The 26,546-nt window shown below is 41.1% G+C and carries 28 protein-coding genes; 22 read left to right on the forward strand and 6 right to left on the reverse strand.

The genetic code is table 11. The annotated features are described in order from the left end of the window. Positions 1 to 41 precede the first annotated feature (41 nt). The 3 genes from AC0VYO_RS06510 to AC0VYO_RS06520 are packed head-to-tail and all read right to left on the reverse strand — an operon-like array spanning position 42 to position 5,491. Complete coding sequence (locus AC0VYO_RS06510) at positions 42 to 1,604, reverse strand: SagB family peptide dehydrogenase (protein ID WP_475368685.1); 1,563 nt, start codon at positions 1,602 to 1,604, stop codon at positions 42 to 44. A 19-nt stretch (positions 1,605 to 1,623) separates the two neighbouring features. Further along, entirely contained in the window at positions 1,624 to 3,570 is a 1,947-nt protein-coding gene (locus tag AC0VYO_RS06515) for a TOMM precursor leader peptide-binding protein (RefSeq protein WP_475366937.1), read from the reverse strand. Then, positions 3,560 to 5,491, reverse strand: a complete 1,932-nt coding sequence (locus tag AC0VYO_RS06520; protein ID WP_475366938.1) for a putative thiazole-containing bacteriocin maturation protein — start codon at positions 5,489 to 5,491, stop codon at positions 3,560 to 3,562. Before AC0VYO_RS06520 ends, AC0VYO_RS06515 begins: the two co-directional genes overlap by 11 nt. 408 nt (positions 5,492 to 5,899) lie before the next feature. Between AC0VYO_RS06520 and AC0VYO_RS06525 the strand changes: the two genes are divergently transcribed. The 5 genes from AC0VYO_RS06525 (at position 5,900) to AC0VYO_RS06545 (ending at position 9,004) form a co-directional block, all read left to right on the forward strand. Next, positions 5,900 to 6,139 carry a hypothetical protein gene (locus AC0VYO_RS06525; protein WP_475366939.1) on the forward strand — a complete coding sequence of 80 codons (240 nt, stop codon included), beginning with the start codon at positions 5,900 to 5,902 and terminating at the stop codon, positions 6,137 to 6,139. Between the two features lie 4 nt (positions 6,140 to 6,143). Continuing rightward, positions 6,144 to 6,437, forward strand: a complete 294-nt coding sequence (locus AC0VYO_RS06530) for a hypothetical protein (RefSeq protein ID WP_475368686.1) — start codon at positions 6,144 to 6,146, stop codon at positions 6,435 to 6,437. Positions 6,438 to 6,847: 410 nt separating this feature from the next. After that, positions 6,848 to 8,068, forward strand: a complete 1,221-nt coding sequence (hmpA, locus tag AC0VYO_RS06535; protein WP_475366941.1) for an NO-inducible flavohemoprotein — start codon at positions 6,848 to 6,850, stop codon at positions 8,066 to 8,068. A gap of 69 nt (positions 8,069 to 8,137) precedes the next feature. Continuing rightward, on the forward strand, positions 8,138 to 8,296 hold the full coding sequence (locus AC0VYO_RS06540) for a hypothetical protein (RefSeq protein WP_194220805.1): 159 nt from the start codon (positions 8,138 to 8,140) through the stop codon (positions 8,294 to 8,296). A 153-nt stretch (positions 8,297 to 8,449) separates the two neighbouring features. Next, positions 8,450 to 9,004 carry a DUF488 domain-containing protein gene (locus AC0VYO_RS06545; protein WP_475366942.1) on the forward strand — a complete coding sequence of 185 codons (555 nt, stop codon included), beginning with the start codon at positions 8,450 to 8,452 and terminating at the stop codon, positions 9,002 to 9,004. A gap of 3 nt (positions 9,005 to 9,007) precedes the next feature. On the opposite strand, the gene AC0VYO_RS06550 is transcribed toward AC0VYO_RS06545, so the two are convergent. Continuing rightward, on the reverse strand, positions 9,008 to 10,075 hold the full coding sequence (locus tag AC0VYO_RS06550; RefSeq protein ID WP_475368687.1) for a hypothetical protein: 1,068 nt from the start codon (positions 10,073 to 10,075) through the stop codon (positions 9,008 to 9,010). Positions 10,076 to 10,382: 307 nt separating this feature from the next. Here AC0VYO_RS06550 and AC0VYO_RS06555 point away from each other — a divergent pair, with 307 nt between their 5' ends. From AC0VYO_RS06555 to AC0VYO_RS06570, 4 genes are all read left to right on the forward strand, one after another. After that, positions 10,383 to 10,850, forward strand: coding sequence for a GNAT family N-acetyltransferase (locus tag AC0VYO_RS06555; protein WP_475368688.1), 468 nt, complete (start codon positions 10,383 to 10,385; stop codon positions 10,848 to 10,850). 121 nt (positions 10,851 to 10,971) lie between these two features. Further along, complete coding sequence (locus AC0VYO_RS06560) at positions 10,972 to 11,319, forward strand: hypothetical protein (protein WP_475368689.1); 348 nt, start codon at positions 10,972 to 10,974, stop codon at positions 11,317 to 11,319. A 55-nt stretch (positions 11,320 to 11,374) separates the two neighbouring features. Beyond that, positions 11,375 to 11,998, forward strand: coding sequence for an HAD family hydrolase (locus tag AC0VYO_RS06565; protein WP_475368690.1), 624 nt, complete (start codon positions 11,375 to 11,377; stop codon positions 11,996 to 11,998). Positions 11,999 to 12,384: 386 nt separating this feature from the next. Further along, positions 12,385 to 12,756: a DUF948 domain-containing protein gene (locus AC0VYO_RS06570; RefSeq protein ID WP_475366947.1), complete on the forward strand. Its 372-nt coding sequence runs from the start codon at positions 12,385 to 12,387 to the stop codon at positions 12,754 to 12,756. A 321-nt stretch (positions 12,757 to 13,077) separates the two neighbouring features. Here the strand turns inward: AC0VYO_RS06570 and AC0VYO_RS06575 are convergent, their stop codons facing one another. After that, a complete protein-coding gene (locus tag AC0VYO_RS06575) occupies positions 13,078 to 13,395 on the reverse strand; it encodes a heterocycloanthracin/sonorensin family bacteriocin (protein ID WP_475368691.1) in 318 nt (105 codons plus the stop codon). Between the two features lie 408 nt (positions 13,396 to 13,803). Here AC0VYO_RS06575 and AC0VYO_RS06580 point away from each other — a divergent pair, with 408 nt between their 5' ends. From AC0VYO_RS06580 to AC0VYO_RS06630, 11 genes are all read left to right on the forward strand, one after another. After that, positions 13,804 to 14,331, forward strand: coding sequence for a DUF6773 family protein (locus AC0VYO_RS06580; protein ID WP_430241170.1), 528 nt, complete (start codon positions 13,804 to 13,806; stop codon positions 14,329 to 14,331). Positions 14,332 to 14,337: 6 nt separating this feature from the next. Beyond that, positions 14,338 to 14,538, forward strand: a complete 201-nt coding sequence (locus AC0VYO_RS06585; RefSeq protein WP_194220828.1) for a helix-turn-helix transcriptional regulator — start codon at positions 14,338 to 14,340, stop codon at positions 14,536 to 14,538. Between the two features lie 360 nt (positions 14,539 to 14,898). Beyond that, positions 14,899 to 15,495 carry a DJ-1/PfpI family protein gene (locus AC0VYO_RS06590; RefSeq protein WP_475366949.1) on the forward strand — a complete coding sequence of 199 codons (597 nt, stop codon included), beginning with the start codon at positions 14,899 to 14,901 and terminating at the stop codon, positions 15,493 to 15,495. 49 nt (positions 15,496 to 15,544) lie between these two features. Further along, complete coding sequence (locus AC0VYO_RS06595; protein WP_430241176.1) at positions 15,545 to 16,000, forward strand: GNAT family N-acetyltransferase; 456 nt, start codon at positions 15,545 to 15,547, stop codon at positions 15,998 to 16,000. Between the two features lie 346 nt (positions 16,001 to 16,346). Further along, on the forward strand, positions 16,347 to 17,699 hold the full coding sequence (locus AC0VYO_RS06600; RefSeq protein WP_475368692.1) for a DUF2254 domain-containing protein: 1,353 nt from the start codon (positions 16,347 to 16,349) through the stop codon (positions 17,697 to 17,699). 260 nt (positions 17,700 to 17,959) lie between these two features. Next, positions 17,960 to 19,759 (forward strand): GAF domain-containing protein, encoded by a 1,800-nt coding sequence (locus AC0VYO_RS06605; RefSeq protein ID WP_475368693.1) that lies wholly within the window; start codon positions 17,960 to 17,962, stop codon positions 19,757 to 19,759. A gap of 140 nt (positions 19,760 to 19,899) precedes the next feature. After that, a complete protein-coding gene (locus AC0VYO_RS06610; RefSeq protein ID WP_475368694.1) occupies positions 19,900 to 21,192 on the forward strand; it encodes an allantoate amidohydrolase in 1,293 nt (430 codons plus the stop codon). 12 nt (positions 21,193 to 21,204) lie between these two features. Beyond that, on the forward strand, positions 21,205 to 22,233 hold the full coding sequence (locus AC0VYO_RS06615) for a TRAP transporter substrate-binding protein (protein ID WP_283152590.1): 1,029 nt from the start codon (positions 21,205 to 21,207) through the stop codon (positions 22,231 to 22,233). 55 nt (positions 22,234 to 22,288) lie between these two features. Next, positions 22,289 to 22,825 (forward strand): TRAP transporter small permease, encoded by a 537-nt coding sequence (locus AC0VYO_RS06620; protein ID WP_371018483.1) that lies wholly within the window; start codon positions 22,289 to 22,291, stop codon positions 22,823 to 22,825. Continuing rightward, positions 22,803 to 24,074 (forward strand): TRAP transporter large permease, encoded by a 1,272-nt coding sequence (locus AC0VYO_RS06625; protein ID WP_475368695.1) that lies wholly within the window; start codon positions 22,803 to 22,805, stop codon positions 24,072 to 24,074. Before AC0VYO_RS06620 ends, AC0VYO_RS06625 begins: the two co-directional genes overlap by 23 nt. A 135-nt stretch (positions 24,075 to 24,209) precedes the next feature. Next, entirely contained in the window at positions 24,210 to 24,932 is a 723-nt protein-coding gene (locus AC0VYO_RS06630) for a DUF421 domain-containing protein (RefSeq protein ID WP_475368696.1), read from the forward strand. Positions 24,933 to 25,009: 77 nt separating this feature from the next. On the opposite strand, the gene AC0VYO_RS06635 is transcribed toward AC0VYO_RS06630, so the two are convergent. Next, the gene (locus AC0VYO_RS06635) at positions 25,010 to 25,147 is read right to left on the reverse strand and encodes a hypothetical protein (protein ID WP_475368697.1); all 138 of its coding nucleotides are present in this window, start codon (positions 25,145 to 25,147) and stop codon (positions 25,010 to 25,012) included. A 177-nt stretch (positions 25,148 to 25,324) separates the two neighbouring features. On the opposite strand from AC0VYO_RS06635, the gene AC0VYO_RS06640 reads away from it, so the two are divergent. Together AC0VYO_RS06640 and AC0VYO_RS06645 are read left to right on the forward strand one after the other, a co-directional pair. Next, positions 25,325 to 26,062 carry a copper homeostasis protein CutC gene (locus AC0VYO_RS06640; protein WP_475368698.1) on the forward strand — a complete coding sequence of 246 codons (738 nt, stop codon included), beginning with the start codon at positions 25,325 to 25,327 and terminating at the stop codon, positions 26,060 to 26,062. A gap of 36 nt (positions 26,063 to 26,098) precedes the next feature. Then, the gene (locus AC0VYO_RS06645; RefSeq protein ID WP_475368699.1) at positions 26,099 to 26,542 is read left to right on the forward strand and encodes a hypothetical protein; all 444 of its coding nucleotides are present in this window, start codon (positions 26,099 to 26,101) and stop codon (positions 26,540 to 26,542) included. Positions 26,543 to 26,546 lie beyond the last annotated feature (4 nt).

Below are 26,546 nucleotides of genomic sequence, written 5' to 3' on the forward strand. Positions count from 1 at the left end.
CAGGCACCAAAAGGGGTCAGGTGCGTACCTGACCCCTTCTCCTAACTATGCATCCCCCCAACCAACCAACTTTTAGCACGATGAAACCCTACAGGAATTTGAATAATTGTCGTTTTCTGTGCAGCTTCCAGTTCATAAATGTCATCACAACCATTGATATCAAAACCAAGCAGGGGATGACCGTTCATGCCAAGTGCGCTGGCCGTTAATAATAGTTGCTGAAGAAGCATCCCAGCTTCCATATGTTGAATGCGATAGCCTCTGTAGCCAAGTTCTGCTTTGTGATACGTGCAATCTCCGACTAAATGCAGGCAGATCGGAACTTGATGCAGATTAACGTTGTGAAGGGACATTCCAGCTTGGAGGTCTAAACGAAAGTCACCCTCTTTAATGGTTAAAAGGGAATGTGAAGTAGGGTCATACCGATAAGCCCCGTTCGGAATGCCATCTACTTGATAAAAGCACCCGTAAAGAGAGACGCGTGACAATTGGTTTTCTTCCTTATCTAAATCGTTAGCGTACCGGTAGGAATCGGTGCTTTCCTTCAGAAGGGAAGCGAGCTGAATCTGATCGATTCTTTGTCCGTTAAAATCCATTTCTGGTGAATAGCGATTCTGACAAACGTGAGCTAAATTTTTGGTTCTCTCTCTTGCTTTAGGCAAAGCAACCTTTGGCTTTTTTTCCAGTTTTTCTTCGCTTTTCTTAAGACCTCGGATTAACTCGGTTGTTTCAAGCAGCGTAGCATGATGAACCTGTGCGATTTCAGGAAACGGTAAGACGTTTTGAGAACGTTGGTAATGCGTTGTTTTGATTTTAGGAATTTCTTTAACCAACTCTGCTGCTGAACATTCTCCAGGCGCATCTTCATGCACGATATTATGCTTTGATAGCGGAATGACCGCGTAAGTACTTTCCTCCAGTTCTTCTAGCCCCAGTAAGTGATTGATCGCTGAATCTAGAAATTGAAAATGAACCTTCGGATAGAAGCGAAAACATTTACTAACCTCCAATAGCTGACCAATAAGTGCCCCCGCATCCAATCCTTGAAGACGATAGGAAAAGTTGTTGTATTTAAAAAAGTTCTTCCAAAACATCGTCGTGATGATGACGGCCCCAAAACAGCTCGAAAGGTTAGAGCTACTTCCTAGTGCGCTGTTTAAGTAAGAATCAAAATAACCTTTACGTAACAAAAGAAGACGATGATGGGCAACATCATAATGGTAAATCCCATTCGGTAGTTCATCTAGTTTAAGATATAGATACAGTTCACTTGGATATAAGCCGCCTCCTGATGGGGGGAAGCGGCGGAATGATTGCATCGTTTCCGTTGATTCGCCACCCTCGTCAGATGGAAAAGCTGTCTGACTAATCTGAGACAGCCCATAAACATACCAGAGAAAATAACCGATTGTTTTCAGATCGGGCGTTGGGTGAAACGATGATTCTTGAATAGCGAATGGAACATCATGAGCAAGAGCGTATTCCGGCAAATGACGATAAATCTTAAATGGAAGGGGAGCATCGTCCCAATTCACTTCCCAGTTCGGTGGCGTCACTAGGTCATTTCGGAAATGCAGTTGATGTAGGAACAAATCAAGATTCATCACTAACCTCCTTGCCACGTTAAGGGAACGGATGCGGATAAGGGTTAAGCTCCTCAACTGTTAGTTCGCGATCAACATATCCGAGTTCTTTTGGAACTTTTAATACTCTGCTTAAGCCTGTGATGCGTCTCAGGTGATGGCCAAAAGTCATCGGCAGCATGCCTGGAATGATGACCTTTGCGCAGTGAAGTCCGTTCCGATGAATTTCAGGTGTAGTTTGATCAACGACGATGACATCCAAGTCCAAACGGCGAAAGGTTTGTAACATCGTATTTAGATCATCCGTGAGGTCGGCATGATGTTTTGCCGGTTGAAAAGCTTCTTGGAATGTTTGCATAGGTCGATTCTGATTTAGTAAAAAGTGAAGGCGTTCTTCCGCTTCAGGAAGTCCGTATACCATGCCGTGATCATCCATTTTCTTCACGAGAGAAGAGTCGTGATACATGGCTAGAAATTCATCTTTCTTGTTTTTAAAATCTTTATTTAACGGTGGGATCAGTCCAACACTCTCAAAGATTGCACTTTTTACAGCTCTCACAGGGTCGAGATGTGCGCCAGCCGCACACATCAGATTTAAGCGATCGGTATGAGAAGTGCGGTTCTTCGTAATCGTTAAGATGCAGGGGATGTTGTGTTCCATCGTTGCATTGTATAAATAAAGATCATAGCCTAGTACTTCTCGCATGCGGTCGATCATCAAATCGAGCTCTTCGTCATTTGATGAGACTGGATCAATCCGAGGAAGAGAGAGCTTTGCATACCATGTTAATAGAAAAGAGTCGCGTTCAAGCACTTCCATCATGCCGTAGAAAATCGCTTCTTCAAGACTTCCTCCGATCGCACAGCCATTAGACGTTTCAAACACAAACCCGTCGCCGCAGCCCATGCTGTAATAAGCGAGCCGCTCTGGCACGAGAATCGGCTTTTTTTCAATAAGAGAGTAGCCCCACACCCAGTTCATTTTTCGATCAGGATGAAATGGAGCGAATGGATAGCCTTGCTCTGCATACTGTTCATCGGCATGAACGCCGAGCTTAAGAGGGTTCAAGGCTCGATCCAGATTGCGATAGGAATCGTGAACAACGGTTCTTTTACCTTTTGGATCAATGCCACAAGACCGCTCCAACCCTTCCAATATCGCTGTCATTTCACTCATCGCATACGAATTTGTTCTTCCTGCAGAGCCTTCATTTCCATTAAACAGAGGAAGGTTAACGATCGCATCAGCATACGGTGTTTCAAAATCGATCATAAGACGATTTAATAGACCTGTTCGTGGATCGAGATAATCTCTTGAAAGTACGTTGCTTAAGTCGTCCATCGAACGACATCGATAGCTATCTTCACTAATTTTCAAACTTGGTTTAAGCGTAATCACCGCATCCGTTTCGGAGTCTTCGGGCAAATGACTGCAAACGGAACAATAGGCGTCTGGTAAGATACGATGGCGAGAGCTCTCAAGGGAACCTAAATTGGTAAATTGAATCACCCTTTCTAATTGAGGAGACTTAAGATGTACCACATTGTGCACTTCATTTTTGATTAGTTGAGCCATTTGAAGAAGTCCCGTTTGAGAGAGCCATTCATCACGAATATCGCCATCGGCCTTGCTTAAAACCTGTTGAATTTTCCATAGATCTTCCCGGTCGTTCGCTGCCATCATCTTTCTTGTATCCGCACATTGTGAACAGCCTTCACGACCGGGGCGAACGAGCGGACCAACGACACCTTCACCAAATGATAAGAAGCCCCGTAGCCAATCGATACCGTGCTCCCGCGCCACTTCCTCCGCAAGTTTATGGATCGATGGATTCCAATAGTCATGGATGACGAGCAACAATGTCGTATTCTTAGGAATCGCCTTCTCTAAGTCTGGAAGGAGAGTGAGGTGATGGAAGGGAGCCAGTTCTTTCGCTACGCGTTGTTGTAACATGCCATTTCCTACTAGTGTAATATTAGCGCTCACGTCGTCTCCCCCTTCCTAACAACACACCGTAGACATCTAGATATCCATCTTTTTCAAAGGTTTCGAGATTTATTTTTACAATGGAAAGCTCCTTTTTTTGTTGTTCGAAAAGGTCCACCACGGAACGAAGAATGTTAGCCTGGTCGTTCGTGTCATAGGCAGGAATATCAATGGATTGAACTGCTTTTTCTTCAAACTGAATCGTTGAAAAAGACGGAGCTGCCGAAGTTGATTTGTTTTGTGCCTCTTTAACTGCCTGAAGAAGCGCGCCGCGCAAAGCCAGCGTGAGAGTAAATCCGATAGTTCCGTACCAGCGGTTATCTTCCGCTTCCCTCCATACGACAGGAAGTCCGTACACATCTTTCCCTAAGCCTAGCTCCGGCACTTTCTTCATGGTCGATAAAACTTTCAAATAGTAGTTACAGAGATTGTCTTCAACTTGATCGAAGGAAAGTTTGGATATGTTTGCAGTGCACTGATCCGCTTTCTCATTCCACTCCTCTTCAAGTGTTTTTTGCAGAGCCCGGCTAACTCCTTCAATGAACGTTTCTCCAGCTCCAATATGAAGGTCGGTTTGTATATAAGGACAATTCTCCAATTGAGAGGGAAGTGATGAGATGATCTTCTCCTTTAAAGGAAGTACGTACTGCTCAATTCCGGTCAAACCAGCTTCTCGCCTCGCTTCTTCGTGGGTTAAAGCGGCAATTAGGATACTCGGATGTCGTAAAGAAGGGTCATCTGGTTGTATGTTAACCGTTTGAATTTCACATTGAGCTAAAGGTAATTGATTCAGCTCGCCTTCTTCCCACTTATGGAAAATACCTAACTCGCTTGAGGTTAACTGACTGAAATAGTAGAGAAGTTCGTTTTGAGCTTTTTTTCCATCATTTGTCCTTATCTTTTCTAATACGTTTTCTACCCTTATAACGTCGAGCTTTGCTGATACGAGCGGATGAGGTTGATACGGATGCCATTTGCCTTCAAGTGTCTCGAGGTTAAGGAGATACATTTGGTTGTGCGACAGCACAGGGATGCCCGTGCTCTTTTTAAATAATTCAAATACGATCACATTCGCTAGCATTGCACCTGCTGGGGAAGAGAGTGAGCTCGTTTGTTCGTTCCGGTTCATGCTTCGCCATGCAGATTCCCAGCAGCCGGAATCGGGGCTTACAAGTGGGCCAGCCACACCAACCTTTCTAGGGCAGAGTGCTGGGATGAATAGTTTTCTTTTTTCTTGGCAGGCATGAAGGATGGTTCGTAGTTCTTTGACATTTCCTTCTTGTGATACGTATAAAATCGCATCGAATGGCTCGACCAGGGCATCCCATGAGAGCGGATCATTATCCTTTGTTAATGTGAGTTCAATAGAAACTTCAGGGTCTGTTTGTCTCGCAGCCGCCTCTAATTCCCTTATTCTTTGTTGACTGGTGTTCGTGTTTGTTAGTAACGTATGGAACCGGGGCAAGCCGGATGTAAGTAAAGATGACACTAATCCAATTAACATGGATTCTTCTCCGATAGCTAAAACGTTTTGCTCTCGGTATCGTTGAAACCGGTAAGCTCCTGAATCACAGAAACTTTCGATGTATTCAATCTGTGCAGCGAATTTCTCCACCACATGTGGTTTCAACTGATGGGAGCGGTCTTTACTAATGTCATGAAGAAACCCATTCGTAAAGAGGGAATCGGTAATCTCGTAAACACGATTACGATAGGGATCTGGTAATCCATCTGTTAAGCAAGCTAGCGAATATTCCCCGTTATACATTGGAATAAGCTTTTCTATCCATTGATGAATCGTGCTACCTTCCATACGAAACGAACCTGAATTGTTTCTAAAATAAACGCTCCCGTTCGGCTCTGGCATGAAGAAAGTGCCCTTCTTTAGCTTTAAACGCATAGAAGGATGAATATTCATCATCAGACACCTCCTGATTCACTGATCTGACTTCATACTAGGAGTCTATGTTCGTTGCTTTGTCTCATATGTGTGGACAAAATCGCGACACCACGGCTGACGAATTTCAAATGAGTTTACTGACACAAAGTAAGGATAGTTTAAGTAGGATAAGGGGTTGGATATTTATGTTAAAGTTGAGATGGAAAGTGAAAAAGTTATTTCTGAAAAGGGCAGCAATTTTCAACAATTTGCTAAGAGATAATAGACAATTTGAAACGAATGTTCATGCCTATTTTATGAAGAATGAGAGGCCATACGCATGGACTATTTGAGGGGATTCTGTCTCCTATAGGCAATGGCATTCAAAACAACTCCTTCAATAATGCGATAACCGAAAATGAAACCGAAGAATGAAGGGAGTCTTTAATAATGAAGAAAAAGAAGAAACTCATCCATTCCGAATGGAGATGGAGTGTGCTGGCTTTGGCGGTTTTCATCGGAGGGAGCTTTGGAAGTCAACTCGTCTTTCTGCCTGATGTTCCCTATTTACCTCCTATCTATGGGGCTTTAACCGGTTCTTTATTACTAGTTATCGCGAATGTGATTTACGTTCTTTATAAGAGAAAGAAAAATACCAGGGCGGGGGATGAGAAACAAAACCACATGTAAGTTTGTGGCAGATGAACGAGAAGAGTTCGTGAACGCGACTAATCGTGCAGTGGAACTTGATGATCAAAAAGTGATTAAAACACCTCCAGTCTTGACTTACGATCTTATTACGGATGAAAACACTTACCAAACATTTCATTTATGGATGACTGAAACCGGAGAAGGATTCATTCAAAGTCTTTTGTTGGAAGATCGTTTCACTTACCGATTGGAGGAAGGAGCGGTAACCGATTTAACCACCTTTTTGAACAACGAAGGAAATGTTGATCTTAGTACTCATATTGAGTTTGAACAATAAAGAACTTAGAGACATTCCTCTCTAACAAAGCATTTCTCCGAGATGGAGAAGTGCTTTTTTAATGAAGGTAAAGGTTGAGAAGAGGGAGAGTTCGAAACGTCCTTTGGTCTATAAACTAGCGAACAGGATGCTTAATGAGCTATCTACAGAACCCAATAGAAATATAAGTCTTCCCTCTTCTGAAATGTGTCCATTTACTTAAAACCTTCCTATGCGCATTGATTTTAATATAGATGTCTATTACCATAAAGATGTATTCAAAATACTTCTTTAAAAACCGGTTCATACACCTGTTCTTTTATCCGGCATCTACTATCACGGTTCATTAAGTGATCGATTGATTGAAAAAGCAAGAGAGGTGTATAAGGACTAGAAACATTGCCAACATTAGATCAGAAAGGGGTTATGACATGTTAAACGAAAATACAATTAAGATCGTCAAATCAACTGCTCCGGTATTGCAGGAGCATAGCCAGGAGATCGGGGAAAGATTCTATGAATTGTTATTCTCGCGCGTACCAGATCTATATAATATGTTTAACCAAACGAATCAAAAATTAGGTACTCAACAAGGAGCACTTGCGTACGGCGTTTATTTAGCTGGAGCCAATATTGATAATCTAGAAGAAATCGAGTCAATGGTAGAGAGAGTGACTGAAAAACACCGGGCTCTAGGTGTTCAGCCTGAACAATACCCAATTGTAGGGAAAACGTTACTTGAAGCAGTTAAAGATGTTCTGGGCGATACGGCAACAGACGAGATTATCGATGCCTGGGGAGAAGCTTACACAGCTATTGCAGATATTTTCATTAAAACAGAAGCTAAGCTCTACGAACAAACAGATCAGAAACAGGGTGGATGGATCGGAAATCGTTCTTTCTATGTCGATCGTAAGGTGAAAGAAAGCGATGTTATTACTTCATTTTATTTAAAACCAGAGGACGGTGGTCCTATTGCGTCTTATAAACCTGGCCAGTATCTCACGTTAGAAGCCAATATAGAGGGTGAACAATATTCTCATATGAGGCATTATAGTTTGTCAGATGCTCCTAATAAAGATTATTACCGAATTAGCGTTAAACGTGAGGATGCCGTAGACGATGCACCAGCCGGAATAGTATCAAACTATCTTCATCATGATATTTCTGAAGGTCACACACTATCTATTGCAGCACCAGCAGGGGATTTCACCTACACAACTGACGACCAACCGATTGTGTTGATTAGTGGAGGTGTAGGAATTACACCGATGTTGAGCATGCTGAATAGCCTGGTTGAGAACGGTTCGAATCGTGAAATCACGTTCATTCATGCTGCTCAAAATAGCAATGTACATGCAATAGGGGAGCACGTAGAGAAGTTAGCGAAAGAAAATTCAAACGTTTCTTATTATGTGTGTTATTCTGATCCAACTGAACAGGATCGCGCTGAGCTTCGCTTTGATAAAGAAGGGTTGATTGATTTAGATTGGCTTCAATCGGTCTTATCTAATCATCAAAAAGACTTTTACTTTTGTGGTCCCCTTCCCTTCTTGAAATCTGTAAATGAATCGCTTAAAGAATGGGGAGTACCAGCAGAGAGACGTCACTATGAGTTGTTCAGTCCTGTTAGTACAATTGAGGAAGAATAGCTCCCTACTAAAAGTGATAGATAAGCCGATCTAATGTGGCGCATAGATACGTTGAAGGGAGAGGTATTTATGGAAACGAAAGAAAATGAAAAAGTCCTCCGCTTGCAAACGGTGCTTGAAGAAGCTTTAAAACCGATTACTACAAAATTGGAAACGTTAGAAAGAGATGTAGCATCGGTACAAAAAGCACAAGAAGAATTAAAAAAGATGGTGCAAAAAGAAAAATAAGCTATTACTCCAAACGTAGATACGATAGTTATTCTCGATATAAATAGATAAATAGTGCCTGACTCCCTATGGGTGACAGGCACTATTTATCTATTTGAATAAAGGTGAAGAGAAAGAGTTTTTAACATGAAGTTGGAGAAAGGAGGACAGTTCGTGAAAATCTATACGATTGGACATTCCAATCATTCCAAGGAATATTTTCTGGACATGTTGCGAGAAGCTGACATTTCCTACGTGGCGGACATCCGAGCTTTCCCCGGAAGCCGGAAGCACCCGCAATATAAGAGCGAAAATATGAAGGAATGGCTTCGGGAAGCAAAGATAGAATACGCACACTTTCCTCTTCTCGGTGGGAGACGACGTCAGTCTAGCTCTGTTGGGGCTGAGTTGAATGAAGGGTGGAAAAACCCTTCATTTCACAATTACGCTGATTTTACGTTGACGAACGAATTTATTGAAGGAGTAAAGAAACTTAAGACGCAGGCGAAGAAAATGAACGTGGCCTACATGTGTTCTGAACGTCATCCCGCCAGATGTCACCGTTTGCTCATCAGTAATTGGTTACAGGCAAACAATTGGGAAGTTCTCCACATCATCGACGATTCTAAAAAAACAATAAAGCTCGTTAAGCATGAGCTTGGAAAGTGGGGGGCCATGCCAATAATTGAAAAGGATGGCACCGTCGTGTATCCAAATTTATATGAATAAAGGTTACTCCTGTAATGTAGTAGGCTCCTTTTCTCTCAGTGAAAGGGAGCCTATCCATAAGATGACCTCTAGACAAAGAAGAAGGATAACAACCCAACTCCATAAGAATATAAAATGGTGTTGAAACTGATCGATTAAAGCGATCGAACTTTGTCGCTCGGGCAATGCTATTGAAAAAGCGTAAAACATCCCAAACGTAAAGTTCCTCGACCACTGACTCACATCATACGTGAATAATCCCTTTCTCCAACCGAATGCTTGAACTCTCTTGACTGCTCTTATGATTTCGATCGTTTCAACGCTAAGCAAGATAAGAAGAACCGCTATCCACATAAAGAGAAGGCTAGTTGCCGACAAAGCCTGAGTGGACACGAGTGCTAATCCAGTAATCGATAATGCCCCGTGAAGAATGCAGTTTGTATTCTTCCAATCGTCTTTCAACGACCAGTTTCTTCCGCGCAAATAACGTAAGCTTAAACACCAAATTCCACATAGATAGAAAAGCCCACCTAAAATCACACCAAATAATAGAACCTCAAGAGGTAAGGAAAACATCTTCGCCCATGTAACGACAAGGGCTTGAGTCGTCACAGTTGATAGCAAAATAATTCCATGTATAGAAGAGGTGGATTGTTCTTTCAATAGAGAATAAAAATGAATAAGGCTACCGCCTAAGAACAGGAAGCTTAGAAATGTATTTAAAATGACAAGTATTTGAATGACGTAAAATGATTCAGGAAAATACTTTAACGTTACCTGACAAAGAACAAATATCCCCGCAACCCACGTCCCCATCATAAAAAAACGAACGGGATGGTGGAGGACTGTTTCCCTCCATTCTCTACGAGAAAACTGTAGCACTAATGAAGATAATAAGCCCACACTAATTAGCCAAACGCCAATGAGTAACATCCCACCAAAATTCCGTGCAATGAGAGGGAAAGCCTCGACGTCTGCATAGAGGAAAATCCCAAGTGCCATTAGTATCCCGCCCGATGCCGGATGAATTTCTCTTCTCTTTATGTTTGCTTTCATAAAAATCACTCGTTTCTTATTGGTCACGAGTTCCATGATATAGCTTATTGGCATATTCCAAAAGGATTTTTTCTGAGGTTTTTAACTCGGATCGAGTTGATTTCAAAAAGCTATCAAAGGTGAAAGCGATCTGAATAAGAGATTTTTTTTTATGAAAATAGAGATTGAGTAAATGACTATAATTTGAAATAATTGGTATTGAGGTTAGGGATGATGTTAGCTCATATGACAATTTCTTGGGTAAAGGATAAGGATATTACTACCCAAGATACGATTGAATTTTTGATTTATGGAATCATTCCGGATTTATTCTTTTGATATCGAAAGAAAGAGGTGAATCCAGGTGTTAAATTATAAAACCATAAATATAGCTAAACATCGTAAAGAAGTCATAACGTTTCGTAAGGATTCCTTTCTAGTGAGTTTTGGAGATTTAACAAACTTTGGAGATGAAAATAAATACTTAAATTGGTTAGAAAATAAGGTGAATGAATTTCCAGGCGGTTTCGTTATGGTAGAAAAAGATGCTGAAATCATCGGACAGCTAGAATTAACTGTAAAGGAATATGAAGGTAGGAAAATTGGCTATGTGAATTTATACTATTTAGTCCCAGAAAGCCGAGGGAGCGGTATAGGCAAAGAGTTACACAAATACGCTTCCAATTATTTTGCGAATCAAAATCTTAAAGAATTTCACTTGAGAGTATCACCGTCAAATCCATCTGCATTAAGGTTTTACCATAAACTTGGTATGGAAGAGATGGGTTTAGAGTTGGATGGAACAGTGATAAGAATGAGAGGGTTTATCTAAACGGCTAGTTAAAGAATAGAGAAGCGCTTGCTGATTAAAAGGTAAGCGCTAAACGTACGTTTAGAGCAAATTGGTTGAATAAATCATCAATAAGGGATTGATTATTATCGGGTTTTCACTAGTGTTTTTAATGGTTTTAGGAACTATTGCCATTTTGACGTTTATCGTTACTCCAATTAGAGCTGCTAGAAAAAATGAAAAAGGAAAACCACCTCGAAAAATCTCTTATGTTATCGTAGGTTTGTTGGTTTTACACTGGGGGTTTTTCTTATCAAATGGTTACGCATTATTACCTGTGAATATAGCAGATGCCCTATTTATGCCTGCATGGGTAGTGCTATGTGTCGCAGGGTTAATAATAGCGAACTATGAGTTTAAAAATAACAAAGTTTTTTCAATTTCAGTGGCTGGTTTTACAGCAATCAGCTTAGTATTTAGCATCTTCATTAATGGCATAACGAATATGTAAGGAATTCATTCCACTGAAATAGAAATTTTTAATTTTTCGAGAGGTGAATCTAAATATGGATAGTATTATTTTTGATTTAGACGGAACGATTTGGGATCCGATTGATACTGTACTTGATGCGTGGAATGGCTGCATCGGGAGGCATAGTCAAATTAACAGAGAACTAACCCGAACTGATTTTGAAGGAACTTTGGGGCTACAAGTGCACGAAATTAGTGAAAAATTGTTTCCACATTTGGCAAAGGAAGTGCGTGACCAAGTGATGCAAGAGTGTTTAAATACCGAGGAGCATTACTTAAAGAAACAAGGGGGCCAACTTTTCCATAAGGTAGAGGATGTCCTTAGTTTACTTTCAAAGAAATACAAACTATATATCGTTAGCAACTGCCAGGATGGATACATCGAATCGTTTTATGAGTTTCATAACTTAAGCGAGTATTTTTCGGACTTTGAGAATCCAGGGAGAACCGGGCTATCTAAAGGGGAAAATATTAACTTGATTATCGAAAGGAACAACCTAACTAATCCTATATACATAGGCGATACAGAAGGTGATTTAAAGGCATCAAGATATGCTGGGATACCTTTTGTTTATGCAAAGTATGGGTTTGGAGAGGTAAGTGAATATGATGAGGTTATAGATAGGTTTGAAGAGTTGGTGGAATTATATGGATCTTAAAGGGGCCTTATGAGGAATAGCCTTGTAATTCTCGGGAGCTAAGTTTAATGATACTCTCCGGAACATCAAGTATAGCGATGGAGAAAATACGCAAAGTTAATAGTTCAATCAGAAAAACGTACTTTCAAAAATGCGTCTTCTTGAGGAAAGTTGCTTGTATTTTAGTCTAGATCGCTCATCTTGATTAAGAAATATCGTGTTCTACAGTTTAAACGGTAGGCACTGCATTTAAGAGACTGCTAATCCTTTAGAACTCTCCAGCTATGGCGACTGGTACCCTCTAAAATCAGGTCATTTTGAACAATCCTACATTGATAAATTTCATCTGTTTCCAATAAAGGAATGTCCTAACCCCCACCTTCATAGACTTAGAGAAAAGAAGGGAGGTGGTCTCAATAATTGAGTGGAGTGTTACCCTTGTAGCCATCGCGTTTATTGTTCTTGTCGTCTATTTGGTGTTAACATTACGAAAAGTTATGACAACATTGGCAGAAACAAAGGAGACGTTGTCTGGCGTCCGTAATTCAGTAAACGGCATTTCAGATGAAGCAGAGGAACTGATTCATAAAGCCAATGAAATTTCGGTTGATGTAAAAGGGAAAATGGAAGCCGTTGACCCCTTAATCGAGTCCGCTCATGATGTGGGCGATATGATACACGATGTAACAAGCTCAATAAAAAGAACGGCACTGCAGAAGAACCGTAAGAAAACCATCCATACACAGGAAAGTAAGCCAGTGCACATTAAATTGAAATAAGGAGAAAGAGACTGGGAATAGGTAGTGACCCCTGAAAGTTAATTAAAACTAACTTGCGGGGTGCACTACCAAACCGGTCTCTTTTTAAATTTATGAGCTTCCGAGGCTAGGATTTATCTATATTGTATAGAGACTTTTAGGCTGTTCACTATATCATTAGTCCTGTACAACGGTCATGCAGCTTTAATGAAATGAAAAAGAGCTTGGAAGCATTGTGCCTCTAAGCTCTTTTCTGTGGGGTTTTAGCTTATGATGTAATTCGTTTATCAAAAGCGTGATTAAAATCAATCCAATTTCATTTTATGTTAGGAATTGATCCGATCAGCGTCCACCACAACGACCACCGCCTCCACCGCAACGACCGCCACCTCCACATCTTGCGGCACAACCGCCGCATCCAGCGCATCGAGCACAACGCGCGCCGCATCCGGCACACCCCGCACATCCAGCACAACCCGCGCATCCAGCGCAGCCTACACAACCTGCGCATCGGAAGCAGCCATAGCAAACAAACCCGATTAAGCGGGAATCATTTGGATCAACATTTGTATGATAGTTGACTTGCTCACATGGTACTAAATTTTGGGCATGGTATTCTCCGACATCTAAGTGTTGAAGATCATTTTGAAATTGATTCATTTATGTCACCTCCACCGACGTTCTTTTCTAATGGTTTGAATATCCTAGTCGATTATCTAGTGAAACACTTTCTCCAACAAAATATGTAGAGTGACTGGGTAATGTTCCTAATTAAGGAGCGGAATACATCGGTACAAACTAGTTGGAGAAGGGACATTTATGAATAATCGCATCGTGTCAACGGTTCGCAGGATGCCTAACAGTCAGATCAAGTCACTCATTTATTAAATCTCTCAAGAATGCTCAACCAGGACCTCATGGTTAAATCCCCCCTTTTAATTTGTGGTAAAACCCTTGAAAGAAAATTAAATACGTCTAAATGAACAATATATATTGCAAAACGACATTAATAATATATAATGGAAAAAGAAGGATAAATTAAATTTATAAAAGGGAGGAAGGGTAATAATGGGATTTGGATTTAAGGGGAAGCAGAAAGACGAACGGCTGACGACTCTTCAAAATAAGATTTACCGGGAAATGTATATTCTCATTGTGGTGATTTGTGCCTTATCAGTTTTGTATAAACAGTTTCTGGTTGAGGACGGAATACAGCATGTATGGACGGAGATTATTATTTTTAGTGCCAGTTCTGGGTATTATCTTATACGATCAACGATCCTTGGAATTTTTTCAGATGAGGTAGAGATGCACGATCGATCGAGGAAGGTGAGCTTTAGTAAACGGAATTTCTTGATCAGTCTTCTCTTGGGAGTGGGGTTTTCTCTTTTCCTTGCGGTTAGAAACTCTTTGAAGTATGGAGAAGGTGCTGAGGAAACATTTTATTTTTTTCTCAGTATTTTATTAGGGTGCTTAATGATTTACATTCCTGTCTTATTTGTCATAATGGTGGTACCCTATGCGGTAGCGAAGTATAAAAGTGATAAGATAAATGAGCAGGAATTAGAAGAGTTGGATGATGAAGATGTGCGGTGATCAGTTGTGAAAAATGTGAGATTAAAAATGGCAAGAGTGGAGCATGATCTCTCCCAGCAGGAGCTTGCCAAAAAGGTTGGCGTGTCGAGACAGACGATTGGGCTCATTGAGCTCGGAAAATATAACCCGACGCTGCAGTTGTGCTTGTCTATTTGTTGGGCGTTAAATAAATCGCTTGATGAGCTGTTTTGGATGGATCCTGAATAGAAGAGAAGCTACGTTGTTCTACGAGTTGTAGAGTGACGTAGCTTTTTTAGTCTTATTTTGTTTTCTTACCGAAATTTTGGGCAAGCGAAATAATGCCTACAAGATAACAAGGAAAACTGACGAGTATTGCCTCAAACCATGAATTTCCGATTGTACGGTATAAGAGAATGACGAAGATTGCAGCGATAAAGTAAGTAGGTATGAATTTTTTTGATAAAAGTAATTCACTCAGAATGAAACAACTCCTCTTAATCGGAACTATTTTTTCCGTATCCGGTTATTTTATCAGAAATGCCACCTCATAATATAGTAAAGTTAATCTATCGAAAAGGAAATCGATTAATCATGGAGGTCAAGTAAATGCGGCAGCGTCTTGTTGGTATTTTACTGTTTAATGAGGTGGAAGTCTTGGATTTTGCGGGTCCCTTTGAAGTGTTTTCGGTTACAACTTTACTAGAGTCGAACGTAAAGCCTTTTGTGGTTAAAACAATCTCGGAAAATGGGGAAATGGTTACGGCGCGTAATGGGTTGAAGCTGCAACCAGATTATAGTTTCGACGACCACCCTTCGTTTGATATCGTCATTATTCCAGGTGGGTATGGCGCTGAACAGATTGAAATCAACAATCCTCGGATAATTGCATGGATTCAAGATCAGAACTCAAAAGTGGAGTTGATGACATCGGTTTGTACGGGAGCTTTGCTGCTGGCGAAAGCAGGTGTGCTTGATGGAAGAAAAGCGACAACTCATTGGATGGATCTTGATCGATTAGAAGAGGAATTTCCAGAGGTCTCCGTTCAACGGAATGTCAAATTCGTCGATGAAGGTTCGATTTTAACATCAGGGGGCATTTCTGCAGGCATCAATTTGTCGTTCCATATGATCGCTAGGCTACTTGGTAAGGAAGTCGCGTTAAAGACAGCGAAACAAATGGAATATGATATTACGATCGAGTGATTTGTTAATCATGAAAAGCGAGCAATGTACCGATAAAGGAGTGAATTCAGTGGAGATTATAGTAGATGATTTAAGAGGACCTGAAGTGGCTAAATTATTGAATGACCATATCCAAAGTATGCAAAAGCATTCTCCACCGGAGAGTAAGCATGCGCTGGATCTAGAGGGGTTACGGAAGCCTGAGATTACGTTTTGGAGTGCTTGGGAAGCGGGTGACTTAATTGGATGTGTAGCGCTTCAAAGATTGAACAGCCTCCACGCTGAGATTAAGTCCATGAAAACAGCTTCTGCTCATCTAAGAAAGGGTGTCGCAAAAAGACTTCTTCAACACGTTATTGATGAAGCGAAAGCGCGTGGATACGAACGGTTGAGTCTTGAAACAGGTTCAATGGAAGTCTTTCAGCCGGCCAGGCGTTTGTATGCAAGCTTCGGATTTCACGAGTGTCAGCCGTTTGCGGGGTATAGGGAAGATCCGAATAGTGTGTTTATGAGTTTGGAGATGTAAGATTGTTTTCTATGATGTGTCATTTAGAGAGAAGTAAAAGGAGTGCTAATGGTTCAGTCAATTAGCACTTCTTTTCGTTGTAGGGTGGCATCTTGTATTAATTCAGAGTAATTTTCCTTTTTAGGAAATACGAAAAAGCGTTCATCGATAAGATAATCGTATAAAACAGGGTAGCCTGTATGGGCCGCTGGAGTTTTTTTTATGTTTTTATGCTCCTCTTGATGGAAACAATAAAATCCAGGTTAGTTTACTCCTGACAAGGGTAGTTAGTAGAAGTGATATAAACTCTTAAGAACAGAATGGTGATTAAATGGGGTTCTTTTACTATATAAAGAAATATTTAAAGATGTCGAGACGTCAGCGGAAAAGTGAATTGAATTCAACCATTTGGTTTATGCCATTTTGGTATATTGTTGGAGCTGTAGGTTTATCTATTTTTACCTATTATCTCGACTATGTTGTGGATGTTAGCTTGTATCTGCCAGTTGGAATTGGCTTTAGTGGTCAGACGCTACAGGTTCTATTGAGTGCACTTGTAGGAGGGGTGCTGACCTTAAGTGCCTTTACACTTAACTCCTTACTTGTTGCCCTGACGACGTTTAGTGGGCAGTTTTCTTCTAAAATGCTTGTCAACTTCGTTAGTGACCGAGCGACGCAGCATGTACTCGGTATTTTTAACGGAAGTTTTATTTACGTCCTCTTAAACTTCTTATACGTGACGCACGGAGAAGAGGAGTATGTAGTTGCGACACCTGTTTTATCCATTCTGACAGCTATTACAGCCGCCATAACGTTTATTTATTTCATCAACCATACTGCTACGTGGATGCAAGTTCATAATATCAGTTTCAATATGAATGCTAAGTCAAAATTAGTGCAGGCTTCTCTTGAAGAAGAATTAAAGCCTTATCACCTTCAGAAGGAAGTACAGAAGGAAGACATTCTTTCAGATTCTGATGGAAAAATTATCAAAACCAATCAATCTGGTTATCTTCAAGTCGCTGACTTTTCAAGGTTGATTAAACAAGCGAATAGAGACGACGTTCTCCTCAGGTTCGATGTTAGAATTGGAGAATTCGTCATAGCAGGCACACCACTGCTTACTTATTGGGAACATGGACAAGTGATGAATCCAGACCGCTACTTGAAATCCATTGAAATCGGGGTCAAACAAACAGAGATTCAAGATCTGGAATATGGTCTTATTAAGCTTGCCGAATTAGCTATTAAGGCTTTGGGTCACAATGATCCGCTTACGGTGACGAATACCATTCATCAGATTGCTGATCTGTTGAATAGTATTGGCAAATCAAAGAATTTCTCTCCCTACCTTTTTGATCAGGAAAAGAAGCTACGAATTATCTTAAATCAAAAAGATTTTAGTTATTACCTTCACAAGGGATTTGCTTCCATTCGAGAATATGCCAATCAAAACACAACAATTATAACGGCGCTTTTAACGATGATTGCCCAGCTAAGTAAAACAATGGATGAGGAAGCACACAAAGATCTATGGGAATTTGCCCGCCAGACGATTTTAGGGTTTGATAACTACAGCCTGTACGAAAATGATTGTCTGCACATTTTAGAGCCTTTATCCGTACTTGCTAAAAAGACGGGTAATGAGAAGGATTATCTGTTCCTACTTGAATACATGCTGGAGCGGGTTAGTTCGAAGAGTGCTTCTAAGATGCCTTAAGCTTTTATGAAAAGGAACGACCACGTTAAATATAGTTTAGTGATCGAGGAGCTTTAATAAAATAATCATAAGAATAGAGCTTAGAACGGCATTTTCGCCTCTAAGCTCTATTTGTTGTGTTTTCCAATCCCAGATGAGATGAAAGATCACGTCTGGGATTTTGTCAAAAAAACTCGATTTTTCTTTATTTTTTGATTCTTTTTATCATTCTCTTATGATAATCTACTAGTTATAGTTTTATTTGGAAGGCGGTTGAAGGGATGAATACAGAGAAAAAATTAATGAGTTTAATTAACTCGATGCAAGTGTTAAGTTCCACACTCGATCTTGATGAGGTACTTCATCAGTTAATTAATGAAGTGCTTAGTGTGATTGAAGGGGCGAATGCGAGTATTCTTTTTTTATATGATGAAAATTTAAATAAGCTGTATGCCAAAACCGCTGTTGGATTTGATATGAACCATATGAGTGCCGTTAAGCTTTCTCCAGGTGAGGGAATGAGTGGGCAAACGTTTCTCTCTGGTAAAGGGAGGATTTTCTCAAGACGGGAAGACACGCAGCAGGGGATGAGTAATATTACTCCTGAAACGAAAGAGATTTATGCGAAGTCTCTTGGAGAATTGGCCTATCCAACGAGTACGCTATGTGTTCCATTGATTTCAAAAGGGAAGTGCATAGGGGTTTTGACAGTTGACATCTTTGGTAAAAACGTAGTGTTCAATAATGATGATTTAAAGCTGCTTGAAACGTTCGCTACACAGGCTTCTATTGCGGTTGAAAATGCGATGCTGTTTTCTCAAAATGAACGCTCCACGAAGATTCACGAGGAGTTATCGAAAGTCTCTCTTTCGCAAGGTGGATTAACTGAAATTACTGAAACGCTCGGGCACTTAGTGAAGAAAGATGTGGCTATTTATAATGAATTCTTTGATGTTCTTGGTGCTTGTTCCCATAAATGCGAAGAGATCGCAAAGCAGATGATTACTCATGGTGAATCTTACTTACATGATGCGATGGCTCGAGTAGGTTTCTCCTTCTATCCCGTTCATTCTCTTGAAGATATTAAAGGGATTTATTGTTTCCCGATTCGCACAGATACGTTTGTGATTGGTTTACTAACTGTATTTATGCGAGAAGAAATCGTCCTTGATCCTCTTGACCGAGTTGCGATTGAACAGGCGAATACGATCTTCGCTCTTGAGATGAGTCGACAGGAGCGAATCTTATTTAATGACTTCACTTACTCAGGATATATCCTCGATCAACTACTTAATCATTCAGCTGAGAAGCTACCATACAAAAAGCTAGCAAAGCTTAATATAAACGAGAGCCACAACCAATTCATTGTGGCAACGATATCGATTAATGATTCCAGCTTATCTCTAAACGTTGCCAGTCAAAGGAAGCAACAGCTCTATCGGCTCATCTATCGTTCTCTTTCTCGCTTCGAATATAAAACGCTCGTGTTAGATAAGAACACGGAAATGACATTACTGTTTATTTTGCCTGAACATGCGACTGAAAAAGAGGGACTGGATCGTTTAAAAGAATTGTTTGCAAGTTTAAATGAAGCATCCACCAAAACCCTTTCTCTGTCGTTGCGAGCTGGTTTAGGACGTGTGACAGGTGAACTTCATGGTGTGAAAACTTCTTATCGTGACGCGAGGCGATGTGTTCAATATATGCAAACGGCGACGAGTCAGAAAGAAATTCTTTCCTATGATGAGCTTGGTCCGTATCGTTTGATCATGCGAACAGATAAAGATGAATTAGAAGATTACGTTTATGACATTCTCGGCCCCATCATAAATTATGATCAAAAAAACCAAACTGAACTATTTAAGACGTTAAAAGTTTTTCTAGAATGTAACCAAAATATGACAAGCAGTGCAAGTCAGTTATATGTGCATACCAATACAATCAAATATCGGCTGAATACAATGAAAGAAATTTTAGCAGTTACTTCATTAGAAGGGCGGATGCTCTTTGATCTTCAGCTTGGGATCTACATTTGTGAATACTTAGGTATTTGTGGGAATCCAACAAACAGTGAAGAATAGTTTTGTCGGTGAACTATATTTTTAAATTTACAGAATTATTTTATAATTAGTACTATTAAATTGGTTTTCATCACTTTGCTTTATTAAAGCGAGAGTAAGAAGAAAGGGGCGTGACAATGAAATTCATACCTCATCACTCGATGAATCTCGAACAAGAACTCCTTGAAACTTTTGAACACTCAAATTGGGATTCTGGTGTAGACGGTAGAAGGCTTGCATCAAGATTTAGCGCCATCTCACAAATTGGAAGAACGGAAGAGGGTGGATCAAGAAGAATCGGATTTACTAAAGAAGAGCAATTTGCTAAGAAAGTTGTGGCAGGGTGGATGGAAGAAGCGGGGCTAGAGGTGACGGTGGATGGAGCGGGAAACGTGTTTGGGAAGTTTGAAGGAACAGAGTCCGCTGCTATTATCCAATCAGGCTCTCACGTAGATACGGTACCAAATGGTGGTCATTTTGACGGTGTGCTAGGTGTTCTTGCGGCGATTGAGGTCGCACAAGCTTGGAAGGATACAGGATATCGTCCGAAACATACCTTTGAAGTAGCTGTTTTCTCTGATGAGGAAGGGGCACGTTTTCATAGTGGAGTGACAGGCAGCCGAGCCATGGCTGGAGAATTGAATCGAGACGTGCAGAGAGCATTAGAAGATGAGCACGGTCGTTCCTTTGAAAATGTGTTAGAAGATAATAACTTATCCCTTAATGGTTCAATAGAGGCAAAGCGTGACCTAACAGCGTTTAAAGCGTTTGTCGAAGTACATATTGAACAAGGGAAACAACTTGAAAAGAATAATCTTCCATACGGTATTGTAAGTGGCATTGCGGGTCCATGCTGGTTGGAGGTTACGTTCAAAGGGGAAGCCGGTCATGCCGGAAATACACCGATGTATGATCGAAGCGATGCGTTAGTAGCAGCCTCTTCCTTTGTTGCAAAGGTTTCAACTCTACCGAAACAAGTGAGTGAGACGGCTGTAGCGACGGTAGGGAAAATGATGGTGTCGCCTGGGGGAGTTAACGTGATTCCTGGGAAAGTGACGGTAACCGTTGATATTCGTGATATTGATGAGGCACAGCGAGACGAGCTTGTGACTCTGGTCCAACGAACGGCTGAACAAGTTGCAAACGCTCATCAAACAGAGTTAGAGATTATGGAATCGATTCGCGTTAAGCCTGTACCTGTTGATCCTGAGTTATATCAATTAGCAGGTAAAGCGATGGAAATGGCGTCTGGACTCGATCCTTTTTACCTTGCAAGCGGTGCTGGGCATGATGCCATGATTATTGGTAAGCATGTGCCGATGATGATGTTCTTTACAAGAAGTCGAAAAGGGGTAAGTCATAGTCCGTTAGAATGGTCGTCTTTAGAAGATTGCGTTGAAACGATTCATGCTTTAAAGATTTTCATTGAAGAGTTGGATCAGAATGAATCATAGGGGGAAGGTACGATGAAAATGAAGAAAATACTCGGAACGGGACTATTAGCGATTGTTCTAGCTACAACTGCTGCATGTGGAAATGGAGAAGAAGCTTCAGGCGGTAGTGAAAAGACGTATGAATGGAAGATTGGCTGGAATTCAGGAGAAGATGAGACCGCTCGCGGGGAAGCGGCGAAGGCTTTTCGTGACTATGTGGAAGAAGAGTCCGATGGTCGAATTAGTATCGAGTTCTTCCCAAATGAAACATATGGGACAGCACAGGAAATGATTGAAGCAGTTCAGGTTGGGGCCCTTGATATGCAAATCGCAGGAGCGAATATGATGGCGAACATAGTACCTGAATATGCGACGCTATCTCTTCCTTTTCTTACAGAAGGTAGCGAAGAAGCTTATGCGGTGTTAGATGGTGAAATAGGTGATGATTTAAAATCCCTGGGAGAAGAACATAGCTTCAAAGTTTTAAATGACGTAGATTTAGGATTTGCACAAATTACGAACAATGTACGTCCTATTGAAACGCCTGAAGATCTGAAGGGGATTAAGATGCGTGCACCTAACGATGTTAGCTTAATTGAAACGTTTAAAGCATTCGGTAGCTCCGTTTCCACCATGGCGTACACGGAAATTTACAATGGTTTATCTCAAGGTGTAATTGATGGACAGTTCAACCCTCTTCTCCACATTTTCGACCAAAATATGGACGAGGTACAAGACTACCTGGCGATTACAAACCACACGTATTACTACGCCTATTTTATTATGAACAAAGGAACGTTTGATGGGCTTGATCCTGAACTTCAAGAGATTGTGATGGAAGGGTCTGAGAAAGCGCGAGATGCTTCGCGAGAATTCACTCAAGAAAATGATGAGAAATATTTAGAGGAAGCCGAATCGGCGTTTGAAGAAATCACATATCCTGAATTGGAGCCTTTCCAGAAAGCCGTTGAACCTGTTTATACGGAAATGGAAGATGTAATGGGTGAAAAAATCATTACAGATATGCAAACCTTCGTTGAAGAGTATCGTGCAGAACAATAAGATTTCTGGATGAGGCCTGAAGCAGGCCTCTTCTTTTTTCAAAAGGGGGATTCACATGTTAAAGGAAAAGCAAAATCTGTTTTCTGGCATCATCTCTGCAATTACAAAAACAATTGATCTTGTCTCAGGCCTGATGATGGTTTTGCTTACGCTCGTTGTATTTGGAGAAGTCCTTAGTCGTTATGTGTTTAATTTTCCACTTGTCTTCACGACTGAGCTTACGAGCTTATTGTTTCCATGGCTTATTTTTCTTGGAGCGGTTACCGTGACGAGAAACGAAGATCACCTAGCGATAACAGTATTGCGCGATAAAATGCCGATATTGGGTCAAAAAATCGCTTATGTGTTAGCGAGGTTAGTCATGCTCTATTTTTCTTTCTATATGGTGATTTCAAGCTATGGCATTTCGAGAACGGTGGCAGGACAGCCTCTACCGATTTTACGTATCTCAAAGGGATGGCTATATGCTTCGGTCACAGTATCATTCATTCTTATTATCGTCATTCTAATTTATCAAATCGGACTTGTGTTAACAAACAAAGTTAGCGTGACGAAAGAGGAGGTGCCACATGATTTGGATTATGATCTTTAGTTTCTTTATACTTCTCCTCTTCGGTGTGCCAATCGCATTTTCCATGGGCGCTTCTGCCCTACTGTACATAATGGTTGCGGGGATACCAATTGAAATGTTTGCTCAGCGTTTCTTCTCAAATACGCAGTCCTTCGCTTTTCTTGCGATCCCGTTCTTTATTCTCGCTGGAAACCTAATGATTCATGGAAATATTGCTCAGCGTATTATCAACGTTGCCAACTCAATGGTACGTCAGCTTCCGGGTGGCCTTGCCTGTGTCTCGGTCGTAACGAGTATGGGGATGGCGGGTGTCTCAGGCTCTTCCGTAGCAGATGCTGCTTCAACGGGGAGCGTGCTTATTCCTGAAATGAAACGGAAAGGCTATACACCAGCCTTCGCAGCGGCGATCAACGCTTCAAGCTCAGTTGTCGGGATTATCATTCCACCAAGTAGTACGATGATTATTATCGCATGGCTCGCAGATCAATCGGTCGGAAAAATGTTCCTTGCAGGCGTCATTCCAGGCATCTTAATTGGACTTATTTATCTTGTTACGACCGTTGTGATCTCCGTTAAACGTGGATATCCTCGTGAAGACAAGCCTACGTTAAAAGAGTTTTTCCATAGCATTAGAATAGCGTCGTGGGCACTTCTTCTTCCGGTCTTCTTGATTGGTGCGATTATTTTTGGGATTGCTACTGCAACAGAAGCCGCAGCTCTTGCTGTCGTATATGCATTTCTTATTGGACTCTTTATTTACCGAAGCTTAACGCTGAAAAATATCATTGCGTCTATCAAGGATACGGTTTACGGGACGAGCGTCGTCATGATTACCGTCTGTGCCTCTATGATTTTCACATGGGTACTCATCTCAGAAGGAATTCCGAAACTAATTGCTAATGCGCTCCTTGGCTTTGGTCTCCCGGATTGGGCGCTTCTTCTTGTGCTAGTGGCGATCATGTTAGTAGCCGGAATGGTAATGGAGCTTGTGCCAAACCTATTTCTATTCATTCCAATTTTCTTCCCAATTGCGACAGATATAGGAATGGATCCGATTCAATTCTCGATCGTTATGCTTGTTTCACTAGCACTTGGTTTGTTTACGCCACCTGTTGGATCAACCTTATTTATCTCTTGTTACCTTGCGAAGGTTGGTATTGAAAAAACGATAAAAGACATCCTGCCGTTTTTCTTCGCAGGCATTGTGATTGTATTGCTTGTTACCTATATTCCATCTCTAACGCTTTGGTTGCCTGAGCTGTTTGAGTAAAGGAAATTGTTGGATACAAATGAGAAAAGGACTTATCCGTAGAAACGGGTAAGTCCTTTCTCATTTATTTTGAAAGTACTGGCTTCCCAACTTTCTGGCCATACTGAGGCTATTCGTTAAAAAGAGGTGGGTCTTATGGATATATTCATGGATGCCTTGAAGGTCATCTTCCGGATAGTAACGATTCTTCCGTTCATGCTCGCCATCGGACTCTATATGGGGAAGCGGTCTATTGGAGAACTACCTGTATTTGATTTTCTAGTCGTTCTTGTATTTGGCGCTGTGGTAGGAGCGGATATCGCTGATCCTGAGATTGATCATATTCACACGGTTATTGCGATGATTGCGATCGGATTGCTACAGAAGTTAATTTCAAGGATAAAGATAAAGCATCAGAAGTTAGGAAAGCTTCTTACGTTCGAGCCTACTGTTGTGATGTACAATGGAGTATTCCTTAAAGACAACATGAAGCAGATTCAATATTCGATTGATAATGTCCTTCAGATGCTTCGAGAAAAGGACGTTTTCCATACAGAAGATGTCGAGCTTGCCATTGTGGAGGCTAATGGAAGACTTAGTGTGAAACTATATCCAAGTAAAGAGAGCGTTGTTCGTGAAGATATGGCGATCGATAAGCAGGCGAATGATTTTGAGATTCCTGTTATTTTGGATGGGCGAGTACAGAAGGATATCTTGCAGCACTTAGGTCATACGGAAGCGTGGTTAATGGATCAGCTTGAAAAAAGAGGGGAGCCTGCTGCATCTTCGTTATTTTACGCCGGAGTTAATGCAAAGCATGAGTTAGTTATTTCTAGGAAGGATCAAGCGTCAAGTAATGTTCCGCCTTTTAGGCACTGAGCAAAGGGAGCGGCGACCATTCCAAGAGGTTTGGATAGAAGCTGCATAAAGAAACTCAGGCGTTGGCCTGAGTTTCTTTATGATTTCCGCTTTGATTTGGTTTCTAATGGACGACCTGCTTGTTCACCTTGAGAAGGAGCCAGATCGGCTTCATTCGTGTACGATTTCTTACTAGCAAAAGGCTGATTAGCATATTGTTTCTTGTTAAGTTTCATTTGAATCACCCCTGATTGTTAGAGTGTCTAATAGGAGCGAAACTATACATAGAGCTTAATCGACAAGTAATGACAGGAATCGGGAGGTGACAGGCACTCGCGACCTCGCGAATTCACCAAAACCCCGTGCATCCTTAAATGGAAAAAGCTATGATGATAGTGGAACATTTAAACTCAGTGAGAACGATACAAAAACATCGAGTGAATCAGATAGGAGATGGAGAAATGATCGAAGTGATCGTACAAAACAGAGAAGAAGCAATCGAGGCAGAAGCCTTTGGAGCAGGTCGAGTAGAACTTGTAACAGGGATTGAAGCTGGAGGTTTAACACCGAGTTATGGAACGATAAAATCGGTATTAAACAGTGTTACGATTCCCGTTCAGGTGATGATTCGTCCAAACGGATATAGCCACTGCTACAGCGATGAGGAGAAAGAGGTTATTCTTGAAGATATCCGCATCTTAAGTGAACTCGGAGGCAAGAGGATTGTTATCGGAGGAATTACGAAGGATCATACAATTGACGAAGAGTTACTTGAAACAATCATTCAGCAGCAGCCGGATATCGACATCACCTTTCATCGAGCGTTCGAAGAACTCTCTTCTCAAAAACAAGGGTTTAAAACCCTTGCTCAATACCGAAATGTGAAGCGAATTCTTACATCCGGTGCCAATCAGGAAGGGCAAGAACGGATCACTCAGCTTCAAGAGCTTGTGCGCTACTCGGAAGAAAGCGGTCTAACGATCATGCCAGGATCAGGACTGTCACTCGCAAATATCGAAGACATCCATCAAGCCGTACTGGCAGAAGAATATCATTTTGGCAAAGCCGTAAGAGTAGAGGATGACTTTTCAAACCACTTCAGCAAGGAAGCGATCAGGTCGATTGCTCACGTGTTAGAGCGGACTAGGTAAAGTTTACAATAAAGAAGCAAAAAGGGGTTCATACATATGCTTTTCAGCAAATTCAAAACAGCCCTGGTGACCGCCCTAATCACGTGGGTATTCGGCATTGTATTAACAACGGTAGGGGGTCTTATCTATCTAATGAGCGGGGGAGAAGGAGATATTTCTGTCGCTATTGGTAGTGCTTTTTTAATGATTATTTATCTGCTACCGTTCCTATTAGTAGTAGGAATTGCGATTTCAATCGCCTCTGATGAGCTCACACGCGAAAGTAATCGCCGGAAGCGATATGCCTATTTTGTCCACGTCGGACTCGGAATGATGTTATTCTCGTTTATCTTTCCGATTACAAAAGTAGTAACGGACTTCGGTTATTTCATTAGTACGAGTCCCTGGCTGTTTATCGTGATTTTTACCGCTTCAGTCTTTTGGAAATTTGATGAAAAGGCAAAGGGAAAGTTAGCGCGTACTTCTTTCCAGGTTTCGTAAACTC

Source organism: Anaerobacillus sp. 63XJN7_4_ISO-PGPR-S23-413 (assembly GCF_056173725.1).